15 protein-coding genes are annotated in these 15,516 nt (G+C 45.6%); 3 read left to right on the top strand and 12 right to left on the bottom strand.

Annotated features, from left to right (window positions below; all coding sequences use genetic code 11):
- Nucleotides 1–25: 25 nt before the first annotated feature.
- The 12 genes from ABID47_RS09630 to ABID47_RS09575 form a co-directional block, all read right to left on the bottom strand.
- On the bottom strand, nt 26–1,261 hold the full coding sequence (locus ABID47_RS09630; protein WP_354496206.1) for a glycosyltransferase family 4 protein: 1,236 nt from the start codon (nt 1,259–1,261) through the stop codon (nt 26–28).
- A complete protein-coding gene (locus tag ABID47_RS09625) occupies nt 1,258–1,851 on the bottom strand; it encodes a WcaF family extracellular polysaccharide biosynthesis acetyltransferase (RefSeq protein WP_354496204.1) in 594 nt (197 codons plus the stop codon). Before ABID47_RS09625 ends, ABID47_RS09630 begins: the two co-directional genes overlap by 4 nt.
- Nucleotides 1,841–3,031, bottom strand: coding sequence for a glycosyltransferase (locus ABID47_RS09620; RefSeq protein WP_354496202.1), 1,191 nt, complete (start codon nt 3,029–3,031; stop codon nt 1,841–1,843). Before ABID47_RS09620 ends, ABID47_RS09625 begins: the two co-directional genes overlap by 11 nt.
- Nucleotides 3,032–3,042: 11 nt before the next feature.
- Nucleotides 3,043–4,173, bottom strand: a complete 1,131-nt coding sequence (locus ABID47_RS09615; RefSeq protein WP_354496200.1) for a glycosyltransferase family 4 protein — start codon at nt 4,171–4,173, stop codon at nt 3,043–3,045.
- Between the two features lie 5 nt (nt 4,174–4,178).
- Entirely contained in the window at nt 4,179–5,423 is a 1,245-nt protein-coding gene (locus tag ABID47_RS09610; RefSeq protein ID WP_354496198.1) for an O-antigen polymerase, read from the bottom strand.
- Nucleotides 5,424–5,671: 248 nt separating this feature from the next.
- On the bottom strand, nt 5,672–7,033 hold the full coding sequence (locus tag ABID47_RS09605) for a lipopolysaccharide biosynthesis protein (RefSeq protein WP_354496196.1): 1,362 nt from the start codon (nt 7,031–7,033) through the stop codon (nt 5,672–5,674).
- A gap of 70 nt (nt 7,034–7,103) precedes the next feature.
- The gene (gene gmd / locus ABID47_RS09600) at nt 7,104–8,096 is read right to left on the bottom strand and encodes a GDP-mannose 4,6-dehydratase (protein WP_354496194.1); all 993 of its coding nucleotides are present in this window, start codon (nt 8,094–8,096) and stop codon (nt 7,104–7,106) included.
- Nucleotides 8,097–8,114: 18 nt separating this feature from the next.
- The gene (gene fcl, locus ABID47_RS09595) at nt 8,115–9,056 is read right to left on the bottom strand and encodes a GDP-L-fucose synthase (protein ID WP_354496192.1); all 942 of its coding nucleotides are present in this window, start codon (nt 9,054–9,056) and stop codon (nt 8,115–8,117) included.
- A 24-nt stretch (nt 9,057–9,080) separates the two neighbouring features.
- On the bottom strand, nt 9,081–9,779 hold the full coding sequence (locus tag ABID47_RS09590; RefSeq protein WP_145137868.1) for a sugar transferase: 699 nt from the start codon (nt 9,777–9,779) through the stop codon (nt 9,081–9,083).
- A 17-nt stretch (nt 9,780–9,796) separates the two neighbouring features.
- Complete coding sequence (gene galU, locus ABID47_RS09585) at nt 9,797–10,687, bottom strand: UTP--glucose-1-phosphate uridylyltransferase GalU (protein ID WP_076170786.1); 891 nt, start codon at nt 10,685–10,687, stop codon at nt 9,797–9,799.
- Nucleotides 10,688–10,939: 252 nt separating this feature from the next.
- The gene (locus tag ABID47_RS09580) at nt 10,940–11,629 is read right to left on the bottom strand and encodes a CpsD/CapB family tyrosine-protein kinase (RefSeq protein WP_354496190.1); all 690 of its coding nucleotides are present in this window, start codon (nt 11,627–11,629) and stop codon (nt 10,940–10,942) included.
- A complete protein-coding gene (locus ABID47_RS09575) occupies nt 11,610–12,362 on the bottom strand; it encodes a YveK family protein (RefSeq protein WP_076170381.1) in 753 nt (250 codons plus the stop codon). Before ABID47_RS09575 ends, ABID47_RS09580 begins: the two co-directional genes overlap by 20 nt.
- Before the next feature lie 375 nt (nt 12,363–12,737).
- On the opposite strand from ABID47_RS09575, the gene ABID47_RS09570 reads away from it, so the two are divergent.
- The 3 genes from ABID47_RS09570 to ABID47_RS09560 all read left to right on the top strand — a co-directional run bounded on the left by ABID47_RS09570 (nt 12,738) and on the right by ABID47_RS09560 (nt 15,439).
- Nucleotides 12,738–13,208: a VanZ family protein gene (locus ABID47_RS09570; RefSeq protein ID WP_354496188.1), complete on the top strand. Its 471-nt coding sequence runs from the start codon at nt 12,738–12,740 to the stop codon at nt 13,206–13,208.
- A 140-nt stretch (nt 13,209–13,348) separates the two neighbouring features.
- Entirely contained in the window at nt 13,349–15,298 is a 1,950-nt protein-coding gene (locus tag ABID47_RS09565; protein WP_354496186.1) for an asparagine synthase-related protein, read from the top strand.
- A gap of 15 nt (nt 15,299–15,313) precedes the next feature.
- Nucleotides 15,314–15,439, top strand: a complete 126-nt coding sequence (locus ABID47_RS09560) for a paeninodin family lasso peptide (protein WP_105441696.1) — start codon at nt 15,314–15,316, stop codon at nt 15,437–15,439.
- Nucleotides 15,440–15,516 lie beyond the last annotated feature (77 nt).

Below are 15,516 nucleotides of genomic sequence, written 5' to 3'. Positions count from 1 at the left end.
TCCATCATGGGAATCTCTTAGTTACTTATATAGACAATAAGAGGCTTCGGTATTTATCCAACGATTGCTCTCTCTTTAAGTGTTGATCCAAGTACTCCCTTCCTTTCATCCCCATTTCGGCCAGTTCATCTCGTTTGAGCTTATACAGATAGGTCAGTTTCTTGGTAACCGCAGCATAATCCTGTGGCTCGGCGACCACCCCACAACCGCTTGCCTGAATTAGTCGGCAGGCTTCGCTCCCCTCTTCCAAAACGCCTAAAATCGGTTTTCCTGCAGCCATAACACCATAGATTTTGCTAGGAACCGATACGCCCTTAATCCCCTTCTGATTGACAACGAGGTGAACGTCTGCGGCATTTAAAGAAAACTTTAGATCCGATTTCAATTGAAAAGGAAGAAACGCTACATTATTCAGCCGATTACTGCTTACGAATGCCTCCATTTCTGCCTTAACAGCGCCATCGCCTATAAAAACGAATTTCATATCCTCGAAGTGTGCTAGATCCTTTGTTATCTGAATTAGATTTTCCAAGTCGTAGTAAAGTCCCATATTGCCTGAATACATGACGATAAATTTGTTTGGCCAGCCGTGTGTGTGAATAAACTCTTGAACTCTTGGATGTTTTTTTGGTAAAGGCACAATTTCCTGTTCATCCGTCCAGTTGTTTATCACTGTATTTGCTGTAATCGCCCGGTTAGCAAACCTTTTATACAAGGTTTCTTGCATATCATGACCCACCGTAATAATATGGTCTGCATATTTGCAATTTAAGGTATCTACCCACTTGGCTATCCGATATAACGATTTGTTTTTCATAAAACTTACTGCTTCCGCCTGTTCTGGGTTAAAATCCTGAATATTATAAATATGCTTTGCCCGTTTAAAAAACTTGCCTATGGATCCGATGAATCCGCCAAGGATGGGCGGAGTAGAAATGGTGTACAAAATGTTGATATTCCTTTGTCTCAAAACAAGTAAGTTCGCATAAAAAAAATAGGCGGCAATATATCGCAGCCTACTCCATTTATTCTTTTTATCCTGTTTAGGGAGTCGAATTCTTATGATTTCAATATCCTGCAATCGATCATTCGTGAATCGAGTACCTAATGAACTGTCAGCGTTCATGTCTTCAGGTTGTGCCGCAATCACAATAATGTGAAAATCTTTTTGAATGTGGAGACAGAGTTCGGTTAACAGTTGCCCCGTTGATGCATAATCCGGATAAAAATAATTAATCACAAAAACAATCTTAGGTTTCATAGCCCAATCCCTTTCAATTGTCTCTTTTCTCGACTCTCATCAAATCTATATTTCTTAAATTGCGCAGGCGTACCCGCATGGATTTCATTTGCTGGCACATCACGAGTAACCGTACTTCTTGCGGCAACTACTGCCATAACACCAATAGTGATGCCTGGATTAATGAAAACGTCACTTGCTACCCAGGCCCCATCCTTAACTATTACGGGCTTAGTCATTAAACCGAATTTAGGGTCATGGATATCATGGGTTCCTGTGCATAGATAGGAACGCTGTGATATAACGCAATGCTCCCCAATTTCAATACGATCCAAACTGTAAAATTCCACCTGATCACCAATCCATGAGTAATCACCGATGCTCACTTTCCATGGGTATGTAAATTTTGCCGAAGCCCTGATTTGAACACCTTTACCAATATGGGCACCGAATAAGCGCAGCAGAAAATTTCGCCATTTATACATCGGATGAAGAGAAAAGCGAAAAAGACTTCCTTGAACAAGCCACCAAAACAGCACATACCAACCGCTTCTCCCTCTGGAATATCCTTCTTGATGATATTGATCCAATCGAATACGGTTACTGATCATGGACAATCGTGCTCCCATTCGAAATTGGTTTATTTTGCAGCAAGGTGTCATACACTTGGACCGTAGATTTAATGTAATGCTCTCTGGTAAAACTTCTCATCAAACGTTTTCTGCTGTTCATTCCAAGTTCATCTTTATTTTCTTTGCTGAAAATTTCCATGATCGCATCAGCAAGTGCTTCTCCGTTCATTGCAGGGACCAGTTTCCCTATATCGGTTGTGACCATCTCCGGGACTCCACCCACATCAGTAGCCACAATCGGCAGCGAAGCAGCCATAGCTTCCAAGATTACTGTAGGGAAGATGTCATAGACGGAGGGCAAAACAAAGAGATCCGCCTGCGACAATAATTCAGGAATGTCTCTGCGCAATCCCAGAAAGAAGACATTATCCAGTTCCAGTTCATCTGCCAAGCTCATTAATGACTCTTTGTAATGTAAGTCGGAATCAAAAGCAACATCTCCCACGATAATATACTTTAGCGATGGATCTGTTTTTTTTGTTAGATGAGCTGCCTTAAGCAGATACTCTATTCCTTTCATTGGCGATAAACGAGCAACCGTGATGATAATTTTATCTTGGTCTTTTAAATCAAGTTCCTTTTTTAAAGGATGAACCGTCTTGTTGTGAACCGCTAACTGTTCCACATGAATTCCGTTATAAATTTTGATCAGCTTACTAGAATGCTGCTTTCCCCACTTGAACATCGTCTTGCTCCGGTCACATAAAACAATGACTTTGTCATTAAAGCAATGATTCAAATAACCAACAAATTTATAAGCGATTAGCGGTTTTCTAGGCAGCTCGTGAACGGTTTGCAAAGTAGGTATTCCCATCAGCTTACCCGCTATGTTGCCTCCAATCAGCTCCATCTTATGAGAATGAATTAAATCGATGTTGTACTTTGATGCGATCTGCCGGATAGAGCGAATACTTCGAAATAAATTAACGAAATTACGAGCGAAATACATCGGATCCGTCGGCTTGCCAAAAACAGCAAGAACACTGAACAACACAGTAGCTCCAGCGGCTTCATACTTTTCTACATAGGGACTGTGACCAGGAAGAACAACATATGGTTTATACTTGTTTTTATCCAGTCCCTGAACAAGTTGAAGAAGGACTGTATCAACGCCCCCGACATGGCTGGCATACGGTTGAATGTAAAGGATATTGATCATTTTCAAGCACCTCATGAAATTGCTGTTTTGATTGCTTCAGAAACGGCCTTGGCATAGGAATGAGGATGTAATTTTCTCCATAATTGAAAACTCATTTTCCATTGGGAGCGTACGTAATCCTGATGGTCCATTAACCACCGGAATGCCTGTAACAGGTCATTAACATCCAATGGGTCAATAATCAGACCGTTCTGTTGGTTGATGATAATATCCTTCGTAGCACCAGCGTATTTGGATGCCAGTACAAAGGTGTTCGTGGCCAAAGCCTCGTTAACGACAAGCCCCCATACTTCGATCAAAGAAGGAAATAACAAGCAGTCGCTTTGAATAAGGTAATCTGTCAATTCTTCTTTTTGTTTGTAGCCCTCAAAATGGATCTGACTTTGTAAACCATAGTTCTTGACCCTTTGGGCTAATTTTTGTTCGTCTGGACCCGACCCGACAATCTTTAATTCCCAGGAGGAATCCCCAAGTAAATTCAATGCATCGATGATTTGCACTAATCCTTTTCGTTCAATTAACTGACCTATAAACAGTAACTTCAATTTATTCTGCTTTTTATAATCGGAATCTGCTCGATTTAAATACTCCTTGTATTTGTTTCTAAAAAATCGAATATCAACCGTGTTGTAACCAACCACGATTTTTTTCTGTTCGACTCCGTAATGCTTTAAGCAGTTGGCTGATTCCGTTCCGTACGTAATAAAAGCGTCCGCAGAATGAAAAAAAAGTTTCCTTGCCCGATTGACTAATCCATTATTGACTCTGCTGCTTTCCAGAGTGCTTCCCCACCAAACAATAAATTTCTTCCTGAACATTTTGCTATAATACAGTGCTGACCAGTAGCCCAAAGAATCGTAACCTGAAGTAATAATAACGTCCGGATTTTCCTTCACAAGTCTAAAAAAAATGCCTGGATTAATATGCACCCCCATATCCATCCTTTGGATATAAGTGTGAATTCCAGGCAAACAGGTATAGTTATAATTAATTTCTTGGTGATTAATATTCCACTGCCGATTCTTTTCACGTTCTTCCAAATACCATACCTTTAATTCGATGTCATTATGTTCTTTTAATCTATTCAGTACAGGAATTCGGTAAGGAGCAATAGTATTAGTAAGTAAAAGTGTTTTTATCATATCATTCACCCTATATTTTTTGCTTTTGTTGAACCAGTTCTCTTACGAAACAAATAGATAATAATGATAGGAAGTATGGCGAATTGGAAAGATAGCTTGATGAGGACGGAGATTCCCCCTCTATTCAGCTGAATAATGACAAAAGGAATAATGGATGAAAATAGGATCTGACCGATAAAATGATTGGTATGAATGGCCTTCCACATGGAACGGTTAAGGAATTTAGACATAAAGCCTAAGACCATCGAAAAAATAAAAATAAAGAATATACCTCCATTTACAAATAGCTCTGTAAGTAAATGGGCCGTGCCAACAGGTTTCATGTTTTCAATAGATGAATATCTGGCGATAAATTGCTCAAAAAACTGATAGCTGTTTTTATCATTCAATAGAAAAGAAGGAATCATTTCAATAATCGGATCCAGCATCGTTTTCCCATACAAAAAATTTATTGAGTATTCTTTAAACAAGTTCAGGCATTTTAGAAAACTTACATAATTGAACGTCGTTTCGTAAAAGAAGAAACGCAAAGGTGATTTGATTAAGGATAAAAATGAAAATGTTTGCTCTCCACCGGATCTAAACATTCCTATGAAACCAAAAAAGACAAGTCCCGTCAGGCCAATTACGATATCTCTTGTCCTCAGTCTGAATTGGTAATGAGTCAATTTGTATAACATGATCAGTTGAATAATGAATGTAAATGTCAGCTGCCTGATCCCTAATGGGAAGAGCAGTAAGTGAAAAAAAGCTGCGATCACTAGGTACTTTTTCTGAAAGTTGGTCATTCGAAGCAAAATCAATATACTGATATTGATGGCAAACACTGCTGTAAATAAATAGACATATCCTGGATTTTTCAGGCTGTAGCCTGACACGATAGCATTCATATAATTAATTTTGTAAATTCCGAGCAAGAATAAACCTGCTGACGCAAGCAACCAATAATGTATAAATAATTTTGAATGAAAATAATTAAACTTATTGGTGGCATTTTGGGATTTGGAATACTCTTTCGCTTTGTCAGGAGACAAAAAATAGGCAAAGTAAAAGGAACAGATAAATAGGATATTATAATAAAGCGACTCAGAAACCGTAACATACGAGTAAACTTCGTCAAAATAAATTTTCGTACCAAGGAAACGCTCTAGTCCTCCATTTGTCAATAAATACAAAGGAGTTCCAATAGAATAAACAAAAAAGGACCACCCCACGATTTTATCCCATGTGATCCCTCTGGAAGTAACCATAATATTGGAAACTCCGAGCAAAATGTATAACACATAAATCATCGATAAATCCGTCTTTAGATAAAGTTTAAAATGCAAGCCAATCATAGTTAGAATAATGACTAAAAACATACTAGTCAGGTATATGCCTCTTACCTGTGGCTTGCTTATAGAAATTTTCGGATAGCGGTATGTCGTCTCGGTTGTTTCAATGAACATAGGAATTCTCACATTTTTCCACCTATCTCCCTTGAATCATTGGCCATAGTTTAGGCATGCGTTGTTTCTGTAAGTATGTCATGGATTTTATTTTCTCCCTGCTTATTTGGTTTTATTGTTAGTATTCTCTTATGCACATAGACAATAGAGAATATGACAAGCGGGATACCTATTAATCTGGATATCCCTGTTGAGAGATCTCCAAAATAAGGTGTAAGGACAAAGATTGATGAGAATATAGCTATAGAGGTAGACATCGATAAGACGGTATTTAGCTTAATATAATTCGTTCCATTCAAACAATAATTTGGAATAACATTAAAGGCTCCGATCGCAACAGAAATGATAAGTACACGAAATAAAAACGCATGCTCACTGGCGAATCCGGGATCGATCCATACGCTGAGAATCGGATAAGCAAAAACTACAGCTATGGAAGAAGAAATAATAATAAATATGGATTTAAACAAAAAAGCCCTAAAATATATCTTTCTAATTTCTTTTACCTTTTTACCTTCATATAATGCGCTGAATTTCGCGAATAAAAAAGCGCTCGCCGCTGCAGGAATTTCATGAATTTTCATCGCAAGCTGCATACAGACAGAATAATATCCCAGCACATGGGATCCTAGCAAAGCACCGATGATAATTTTATCCGCCTGGTTATTCAGAGCACTGATGATCATTTGGAACCATGAAAAGACCCCATATTTGAATATTCTCACAAAAACCGATTTGCTAAATCTAATACGATACTGAATATTTGAATTCACCTTTTTAGCAATAAAGGCATTAATGATAAGGAGTAGGATAGAAGAGATAAACAAGAAAACGACGAGCATTTTAATATCCTTGTAAAGTACAGCCAGTATAGTAAACAAAATGGATGTTATCAGATTATAGGCAATATTAACTTTACTGTTGATATCGTATCTCTGCTTAGCCATATAGGATCCTGAAATTACACTATTAATAATTCTAAGACCAACGACACCACCAACGAGGTGAATTACTGGCAAAATAGAGTCTAAACTGGAATGACCAAAAAAAAGCGGAAAAAGGGTGGTATCCAATGCTAATGCCAGTACATTCATTACAACGGCCAGAATAACGGAAAGTGTAAATGATACAGAGAACATCTGCCCAAACCTAGGGTCATCTTCATCGGACGCATATTCCGATCCAAGTTTGATAAATGCATTTCCAAGACCAAAATTCGAGATGCCTAGAACATTTATCAGCGAATTAATTAGCACCCAAATGCCGTAATCGGAGCTGCCTAACGTTTTTAAAAGTATGGGAGTCGTTACAATAATGACAATGGGCGATACGAAATACGATGAGAGACTGTATAATACATTTTTTAAATCCCCGTTTTTTTTTAATGATTGCAGCTTATTAAGCAGTTTCATAAGACGCGTCTCCACTCCGAAAAGGATCAATTGTATTTCAACAAAAGCGCCGATCCACTAATTTGTTGCATTAATGTACAGCGGGGACTTCATATTTTACACTCTCATTTCTAACTCTCCTCAAATCCTCATCAACCATCATCTGAATCAACTGTTTAAAGCCTACTTCCAGTTGCCAACCCAGCTTTTCCTTGGCCTTCGAACAATCGCCCAGCAATAGATCCACTTCTGCGGGACGCACAAATTCGGGATCAATCACAACGTAATCTCTGTAATCCAAACCAACGTAAGAGAAAGCTACTTCGAGAAGCTCCTTAACGCTGTGCATTTCACCTGTGGAAATAACATAGTCATCCGGCTCGTCTTGCTGCAGCATCAGCCACATGGCCTTCACATAATCCCCGGCAAATCCCCAGTCCCGAAGCGAATCGAGATTCCCCATTCTCAGTTCGTGCTCCAGACCGAGCTTAATTCTGGCTACGCCGTCCGTTACTTTTCTGGTCACAAACTCAAGTCCGCGCCGCGGAGACTCGTGATTAAATAGGATTCCGGAACAAGCAAACATGTTAAAGCTTTCGCGATAGTTGACCGTGATCCAATGTCCATATACTTTCGCAACGCCGTAGGGGCTGCGCGGATAGAATGGAGTTGTTTCCTTTTGCGGCGTTTCAACGACCTTTCCAAACATCTCGGAGCTGGAAGCCTGGTAGACTTTAGCCTGCGGCTTTATAATGCGCACGGCTTCCAACATGTTGGTTACCGAAATCGCAGTCATTTGTCCCGTTGCCAAAGGCTGGGGCCAAGATGCGGCAACAAACGATTGGGCGGCGAGGTTATATACCTCGTCAGGATCGGATAAGCGTACCGCTTCAATCAAGGAAGCCAAGTCCGTCAAGTCCCCGGAAATCCATTTAATCTTGTCTTTGATGTGTTGAATATTTTCGTAATTTGGCGTGCTCGTCCGTCTCCGCAGTCCAAACACTTCGTAGCCTTTTGCCAACAATAACTCCGCCAAATAGGAACCGTCTTGTCCTGTAACCCCTGTAATCAGCGCTCTCTTCATATTATCCTCCGATATTTTCTATACTTGTTTGATTAAAAGGTCGTTCCGGTAAGCCTTATAAACCGATTCCAGACCTTCCTTAAGTGTAACTTTGGCTTTCCAGCCGAGCTTGTTGATTTTCGTAACGTCTACCAGTTTTCTGGGGGTACCATCCGGCACAGTCGAATTGAACACAATCTCCCCTTCATAACCAACCACCGACTGGATGAGCTCCGCCAGTTCCCTGATTGAAATATCCTGACCAACGCCGACGTTAATAATGTCGCTGTCATCATACTGATCCATAAGGAACAAACAGGCCTCAGCTAAATCATCCGAATGGAGGAACTCCCGTCTGGGGTTTCCAGTCCCCCATACCTCGACCGAGCTGAGATTGTTTTGCTTCGCCTCATGGAATTTGCGGATTAACGCCGGCAGAACATGGGACGTTTGTAAGTCAAAATTGTCGTTGGGGCCGTACATATTCGTCGGCATCACCGATATGTAATTCGTTCCGTATTGGCGGTTGTACGACTGGCACATGTTGATGCCTGCAATTTTGGCAATGGCATAGGGCTGATTGGTCGGTTCAAGTTCACCGGTAAGCAAGTATTCTTCCTTTAGCGGTTGCGGGGCAAACTTCGGATAGATACAGGTGGAACCAAGGAATAACAGCTTCTTCACTTGGTTTTGGTACGCAGCGTCAATGACATTGGTTTGGATGAGTAAATTGTCCCTGATGAAATCCGCCGGGTAATCATTGTTCGCCGTAATCCCCCCAACCTTGGCAGCCGCTAAAAAAACGTATTCGATCTGTTCCTGTCCAAAAAAACGATCGACCTCGGCCTTATTTCTCAAGTCCAGTTCTGTGCTTGTACGGGTGATTAAATGGTGGAACCCCCGCTGTTGGAGGGCCCGCAGAATCGCAGACCCCACTAATCCTCGATGTCCAGCCACATAAATTCTCGAATTCAAATCCATAAACCATCAGCTCCTGCCCGATCTTTAATAAGCATTCTTTGAACCTGCAAACATTCGGATCGTCATAAAAATAATCTTCCAATCCATCATCACGCCGCGCTGCTCGATATACCGCAAATCCAGCTCCACCATCTCGCTGAAGCTCAGCTCGTTTCGCCCGCTCACCTGCCAGAGGCCGGTGCACCCGGGGATGACCCTCAGGCGCAGCTTATCGTAGCTGCTGTATTCCGCGACCTCCCGCGGAAGGGCCGGCCGGGGGCCGACGAGCGACATATCTCCGCGCACAACGTTCCAAAGCTGCGGCAGCTCGTCGATGCTCGTTTTGCGGATGACGGCGCCCACCCGGGTGATGCGCGGGTCCTTTTTCATTTTGAACATGGCGCCGCTGATTTCGTTTTGCTCCAGAAGTCCATCCAGCAGCTCCTCGGCATTGGATACCATGGAGCGGAACTTGTACATCCGGAACGGCTTTTCGTCTTTACCGATACGGGTTTGTCCAAAAAAAACGGACCCTTTCGGGTCCTCCAGTTTAATCAGAATCGCAACGATCAGAAACAACGGTGAGAGCACGACAAGGCCGATCAGCGCAAGGACGATATCCGTCGCTCTTTTAAACGCTTGATAAATGACCCGGGGATTGTCGTTCTCCAGAACATATGGCGAGTACGCCGGCGTACCCTCGAATGCGACATCCGACTCGTTTCTTTGCGGTGTGGGAGAGATCACCACCTATCACCTCACTAGCGATTTATTTTGCCGAGCTGTTCCCGCTCGAGAATATGCTCCATCCCCTGCAGCAGCGGGGTGCGCAGTTCTTCGTACTGCAGCGCAAAATCCAGTGTCGTCATGATGAAGCCCAGCTTCTCGCCGACATCGTAACGCGTGCCTTCGAAATCGTAAGCATAGACGCCCTGGCTCTCGTTCAGCTTTTGAATGGCGTCGGTCAGCTGAATTTCCCCGCCGGCTCCTTCTTCCTGCAGCTCCAGGTAGCTGAAAATTTCCGGCGTCAGAACATACCTGCCCATAATGGCCAGGTTCGACGGAGCCTGTCCTGCCGGCGGTTTCTCCACAAAATAGCTCACTTCGTGCAAACGTCCGAACTTCTCCAAGGGCGCAACCACCCCATACCGGTGCGTCTGCTCGCTCGGAACAGTCTGCACGCCGATGACGGACTTTTCAACTTGCTCGTACTGCTCCACCAACTGGCGAATGCAGGGTACCTCGGACTGTACGATGTCATCCCCAAGCAGCACTGCAAAGGGCTCATTGCCAATAAAGTTGCGGGCGCACCACACCGCATGCCCCAGCCCTTTGGCTTCTTTCTGGCGTATGTAGTGAATTTCCACGTTGGAGGACCGGCGGACTTCGTCCAAAAGATCAAACTTCCCCTTACTGAACAGGTTGTTCTCCAGCTCAAACGCATGATCGAAATGGTCCTCGATGGAGCGCTTGCCTTTGCCGGTCACGATAATAATGTCCTCGATTCCGGACGCCACCGCTTCTTCTACGATGTACTGAATCGTCGGCTTGTCGACGATCGGCAGCATTTCCTTCGGCATCGCTTTGGTCGCGGGTAAGAACCGGGTTCCAAGCCCCGCGGCGGGAATAATCGCTTTTTTCACTTTCCTCATCTCATTCACTACCCATCTTTTATATTTTTCTTTGTACCCCAGATGCATGCTGTGTATGTAGAAAACCTAGCTATATGCTCTTCGCAAACAGGGAAAAGACCATAGCTCCATTTTCTAAAAAACAGGGCATTCAACCCGTCCTCACATCACACCCTCGACAATGAATGTCTAAGGTCCATAGGACCCACAGCGTGACCGAGTGCCTCCAGTGATAAAGGTGCAGTAGGCATTACCTTCTTGAAAAACATGTCTTTATTGAGCCTGCATACCGTAATGGTCCGCAGCAAAGGCCTGCTGGTCGCGGCTGCTTCGGTTAAGCACCAGTCCCAGCATGTTGGCCTTCACATGATCCAGCTGTTCCTTGGCCGCCCTCAGGTGGCTCCGTTTGACCTTGCCCGCGGCAACCACCATGATGACGCCGTCGCATAACGCACTCGTAATGACGCCGTCCGATACCGCAAGCACCGGCGGCGTATCGATGAGGATGACGTCGTACTCCTGCCGAAGCTGCACCAGCATGTCCCGCATGGCGGCCGAGTCCATCAGCTCTGCCGGATTTGCCGGCACGGGCCCGGCCGTCAGCATGGATAAATGGTTAATGCCCGTCTCCTGAACGGCCTGCTGCACCAGCACGTCCCCGGCCAGTACCGTACTCAGCCCGTGCCGGTTGGAAAGAGAATAGATGTCATGCAGCGCCGGTTTGCGCATATCCGCATCAATCAGGAGCACCTTCCGGCCTTCCATCGCATAAGTCACCGCCAAATTGCTGACCGTTGTCGTTTTGCCTTCGGAAGAACGCGTCGATGTGACCATGATGACCTGATGCGCCGCGTCTTTGGGGGAAAAATGAATTTTGGTCCGGAGCAGCCGGTATGCCTCGGATACCCGGGAGGTTGGATTCCCGGATACGACCAGGGCTTCTTTATTGATTGAGCGTCGCATACTTGCCTTCACCTACTTTTTGATTTGGTATACTTGTGCCGCTTCGGGTTTTCAAATCCGCCCGGTTCATTTCGCTGATGACCGCAAGCACCGGCATGTCCAAAATTTCCGCAGCCTCGGCCTCCGTTCTCACCGTATCGTCCAGATAGTCAAGCAGGAAAACCAGTCCGATGGCGAGCATCAGGGAAACGACAAAGCTGATCAGCATGTTCATAACCGGGTTAATGTTGATCGGTCCAGGGGAAGCTTTGGTATCGGCTTCGCTAAGAATCGTAATGTTGTCCACGTTCATAATGCGGGGAATCTGTTCCTTAAACACCATGGAGACGGCATTAACGATTTTGGCCGCCCGGGTATAGGACGGATCCTGATACACCAGGTTCATGACCTGCGAATCATTAGCTGAAGTGACCGAGATCATCGCTGCAAGTTCACCGGGCGATGCTTTCAGATCGGGATATTTTTGCACGACTTTGTTCATAATGGCGGACGACTTGATGATTTCTTTATAGGAGTTAATGAGGAAAATGCTGGTCTGGATCGTCCCGGCATTCAAGCTGGCCCCGCCGTCCGCAGAGGCAGATTGGTTTACGATCAGTTTGGCGTTGGCCTCATAGACTGGCGTCGTGAGGTAGAGGCTTTTGACTCCGGTAGCCGCAACGGCAATAACGACAATCGCCGCGATTAACCACCACTTTTTTACAATGATTCGAAAATACTGTTTAAGCTCCATAAACACGCTACCCCCGCTAATCATTTTTCAACTGCAGTTGTGGGTCACACCTTACCGATACAATATGTATTATTCATCCTACACTTTAAGATACAAAATGTATCATGTCAAGCAAATGACTCTAATTTTTTTCGAAAAGCGACATGATTATGCAGCGAAAAACCGCTTTCATCCGCATTTCCATGCATATTCAGACAGTTAAAATTCTCATTCTCTTTCCGGGCGATAAAAAAATTGACGGCCTGCAAACTTGAAATCCGAAAAATGCTGCTATATACTTGCCGAAAAAAGTTACATTATGTATCGTAAACACGCCTTCTCTCATCTCAGAACGGACACATATATAATGGAAGCGCTTTAAATGAAGGAGGAATTATGCGCATTTTTCTCACCGTGACCTGGGCGGTCTGCCTGTTCGTCTTTACTTGTTCTTTCGATTTCAACGCCCTTCTCCACCATCACCAGGCGGATTTCCGGCTGAACCCCTCACCCGATTGGAGTGAGCTGCTCAAGCTTGATTTACAGTGGTCGAGCGAGGCCTGGATCAACCGAAAAATTGGGCATTTTATCGGTTTCTTTCTATTGGAGCTGCTCTTGTCCAATTTGCGCGGCTCGAAGCTTGCCGTCATGACGGCGATCTTGTACGCAGCGTTAACCGAGGTTCTTCAGCTGTATTTTTTCCGAAGCGGACGGATTTACGACATCGTGAACGATACGTTCGGCATCCTCTGCGCCTACCTGTTCTGCCTTATGCTCCAGGCTTATATCAAGCGGACAAACCGTTCCAGAACGGCAGCGCGGCCTCCGCGTTCAGCTCTCCCATCCGACAAAAAGCAAACCAGGTAATCTTTCCTCATCCAAATTCACTAAATTTCGCAAGCTGAAAAAAAATGTTGATACAATATGTATACATGTAGTATGATACAGAAGAACTAGATACATATTGTCGCAAATTGTTTGAACGGTACATAACGGAGGAAGATCTCATGAGCGCAATTGCGGGGATTTACCGGTTTAGCCAAGACCCCTTAGACGTCAGCGCCGGAGCGCCCATTATGGAGTCGCTGAAACGGTATCCGGCAGACCGGAGTTCGGTATGGCAGCAGGGCCATGTGTGGTTTGGCTGTCACGCCCAGTGGATCACGCAGCAGTCTGCCCACGAATTGTTGCCCTTCTATTGCGCAGAACGCAGGCTGGCCATTACCGCCGACGCCATCATCGATAACCGGGATGAGCTGATGGATGGGCTGCAGGTCCCTTCCCGTGCAAGACAAGCTATGACGGACGGGGAAATTCTGCTGCTCGCTTACGAAAAATGGGGAGAGTCGATGCCGGAGCGTCTGGTCGGCGACTTTGCTTTTATGATCTGGGACGGCAACAAGCAGATGCTGTTCGGAGCCCGGGATTTCTCCGGTGCACGAACCCTTTATTACCACCGGAACGGGGAACAGCTGTCCTTCTGCACGGCCATTGGCCCGCTGTTATCCCTGCCGTATGTTCAACAGGAGCTGAACGAAGCTTGGCTGGCCGAGTTTCTTGCCATCAGCGGGGTTTTTGAGCCGCCGGACTTATCTACGACGGTTTACCGGCATATCGAGCAGCTGCCGCCTTCGCATACGCTCACGGTCCGCAGCCGCCAGGTGTCCGTCTCCAGATACTACAGCTTGACGGAGACTTCCCCCCTGCAGCTTAAGTCTTCCGAAGAATATCAGGAAGCTTTCCGCGACGTGTTTAACCGGGCCGTTACCTCAAGGCTGCAGCGGACAAGCCGGGTGGTGGGGGCTCATTTAAGCGGGGGATTGGATTCCGGATCGGTTGCCGGTTTTGCGGCGAAAGCGCTGGAACGTGATCACCGGAAACTGCATACGTTCAGCTACGTTCCCGAAGAAGGCTTCGAGGATTGGACGCCCAAGCGAAGACTGGCCGACGAAAGGCCGCTCATCCGGCAGACCGTCCAGCATGCGGGGAACATCGAGGACAGCTACCTCAGCTTTAACGGCCGCAGTCCATATTCGGATATCGACCACTGGCTGGACATTATGGAGACACCCTACAAATTTTTCGAAAATTCATTTTGGCTTAGAGGAATTTACGAGCAGGCGCATGAACGTGGGGTGGGCATTCTGCTAAATGGCGCAAGAGGAAATTACAGCATCTCCTGGGGCAACGCCTTGGACTATTACGCCAAGCTGATGAAGAGAATGGCGTGGGTCCGCCTGCGCGGGGAGATTAATCAATACAGTATGAACATTGGCGTAGGACGCAAGCGCATCATAGCCGAGCTGTGCAAGCAGGCTTTTCCGCTTCTGAAACGCCGGCATGCCGCCTCGTCCGCCAATGAATTTCCGCAGCTGGTTAACCCGGAATTCGCCAGACAGGCCGGCGTTTACGACAAGCTGACGGACAGGCAGTTCACCGAAATCGGATCGGGCGAAGACCTTCCCTCCGACCCGGTGGAGGCAAGAAAGTATCATTTTGACAGCTATAACGTATGGAGCACAACGGGAACGAGCGTCAGCAAGCTGTCGCTGCAGTATCCCCTCTGGGCGCATGATCCGACCAACGACCTGCGCGTCATCCGGTTCTGCCTTTCGGTACCGATGGAGCAGTATGTGCAGAACGGCCTCGACCGCGCGTTGATCAGACGCTCTGCCCAAGGCTACCTTCCCGACAACGTCCGGCTGAATCAGCGGCTCAAGGGGATCCAGGCGGCCGATATCCTCCACCGGATGACTCCGCACTGGGCGCAAATGGTCCAGGAGCTGGACCAACTGTGCCGGGACTCCCGCATGCAGCAGGTGCTGAACATTCCTGTCGTACGCAAAGCGCTTGACGAAGCCAGAAACGGGATGCACCCAAGCCAGGCCTACAGTCCGGCCATCAAGGTGCTGATGCGAAGCTTGATCGTGTACCGCTTTCTGGAGCGAAACTTTTGAAAGGAGGTGAAATCGATGAAAAAAGAATGGACTACACCTGAACTGGAAGTATTGGAAGTCAGCATGACGATGGCTGGCCCCGGAAAGGGCAAACCGGACTCTTTCCAACCGGACCCGGATGATCCTGTCTTCTACAGCTAATTCCAATTCATAACCGAGCGATCAGGAGCAGCCCTTGGTCCCAATGATATGGGGTAAGGGCTGTTCTTATATCCACA

It is taken from the genome of Paenibacillus favisporus (genome assembly GCF_040545415.1).
Lineage (GTDB): Bacteria > Bacillota > Bacilli > Paenibacillales > Paenibacillaceae > Paenibacillus_AQ > Paenibacillus_AQ favisporus.
The sequence above is the reverse complement of the archived record's forward strand: the minus strand, read 5'-3'. Positions and strand labels throughout refer to the sequence as shown.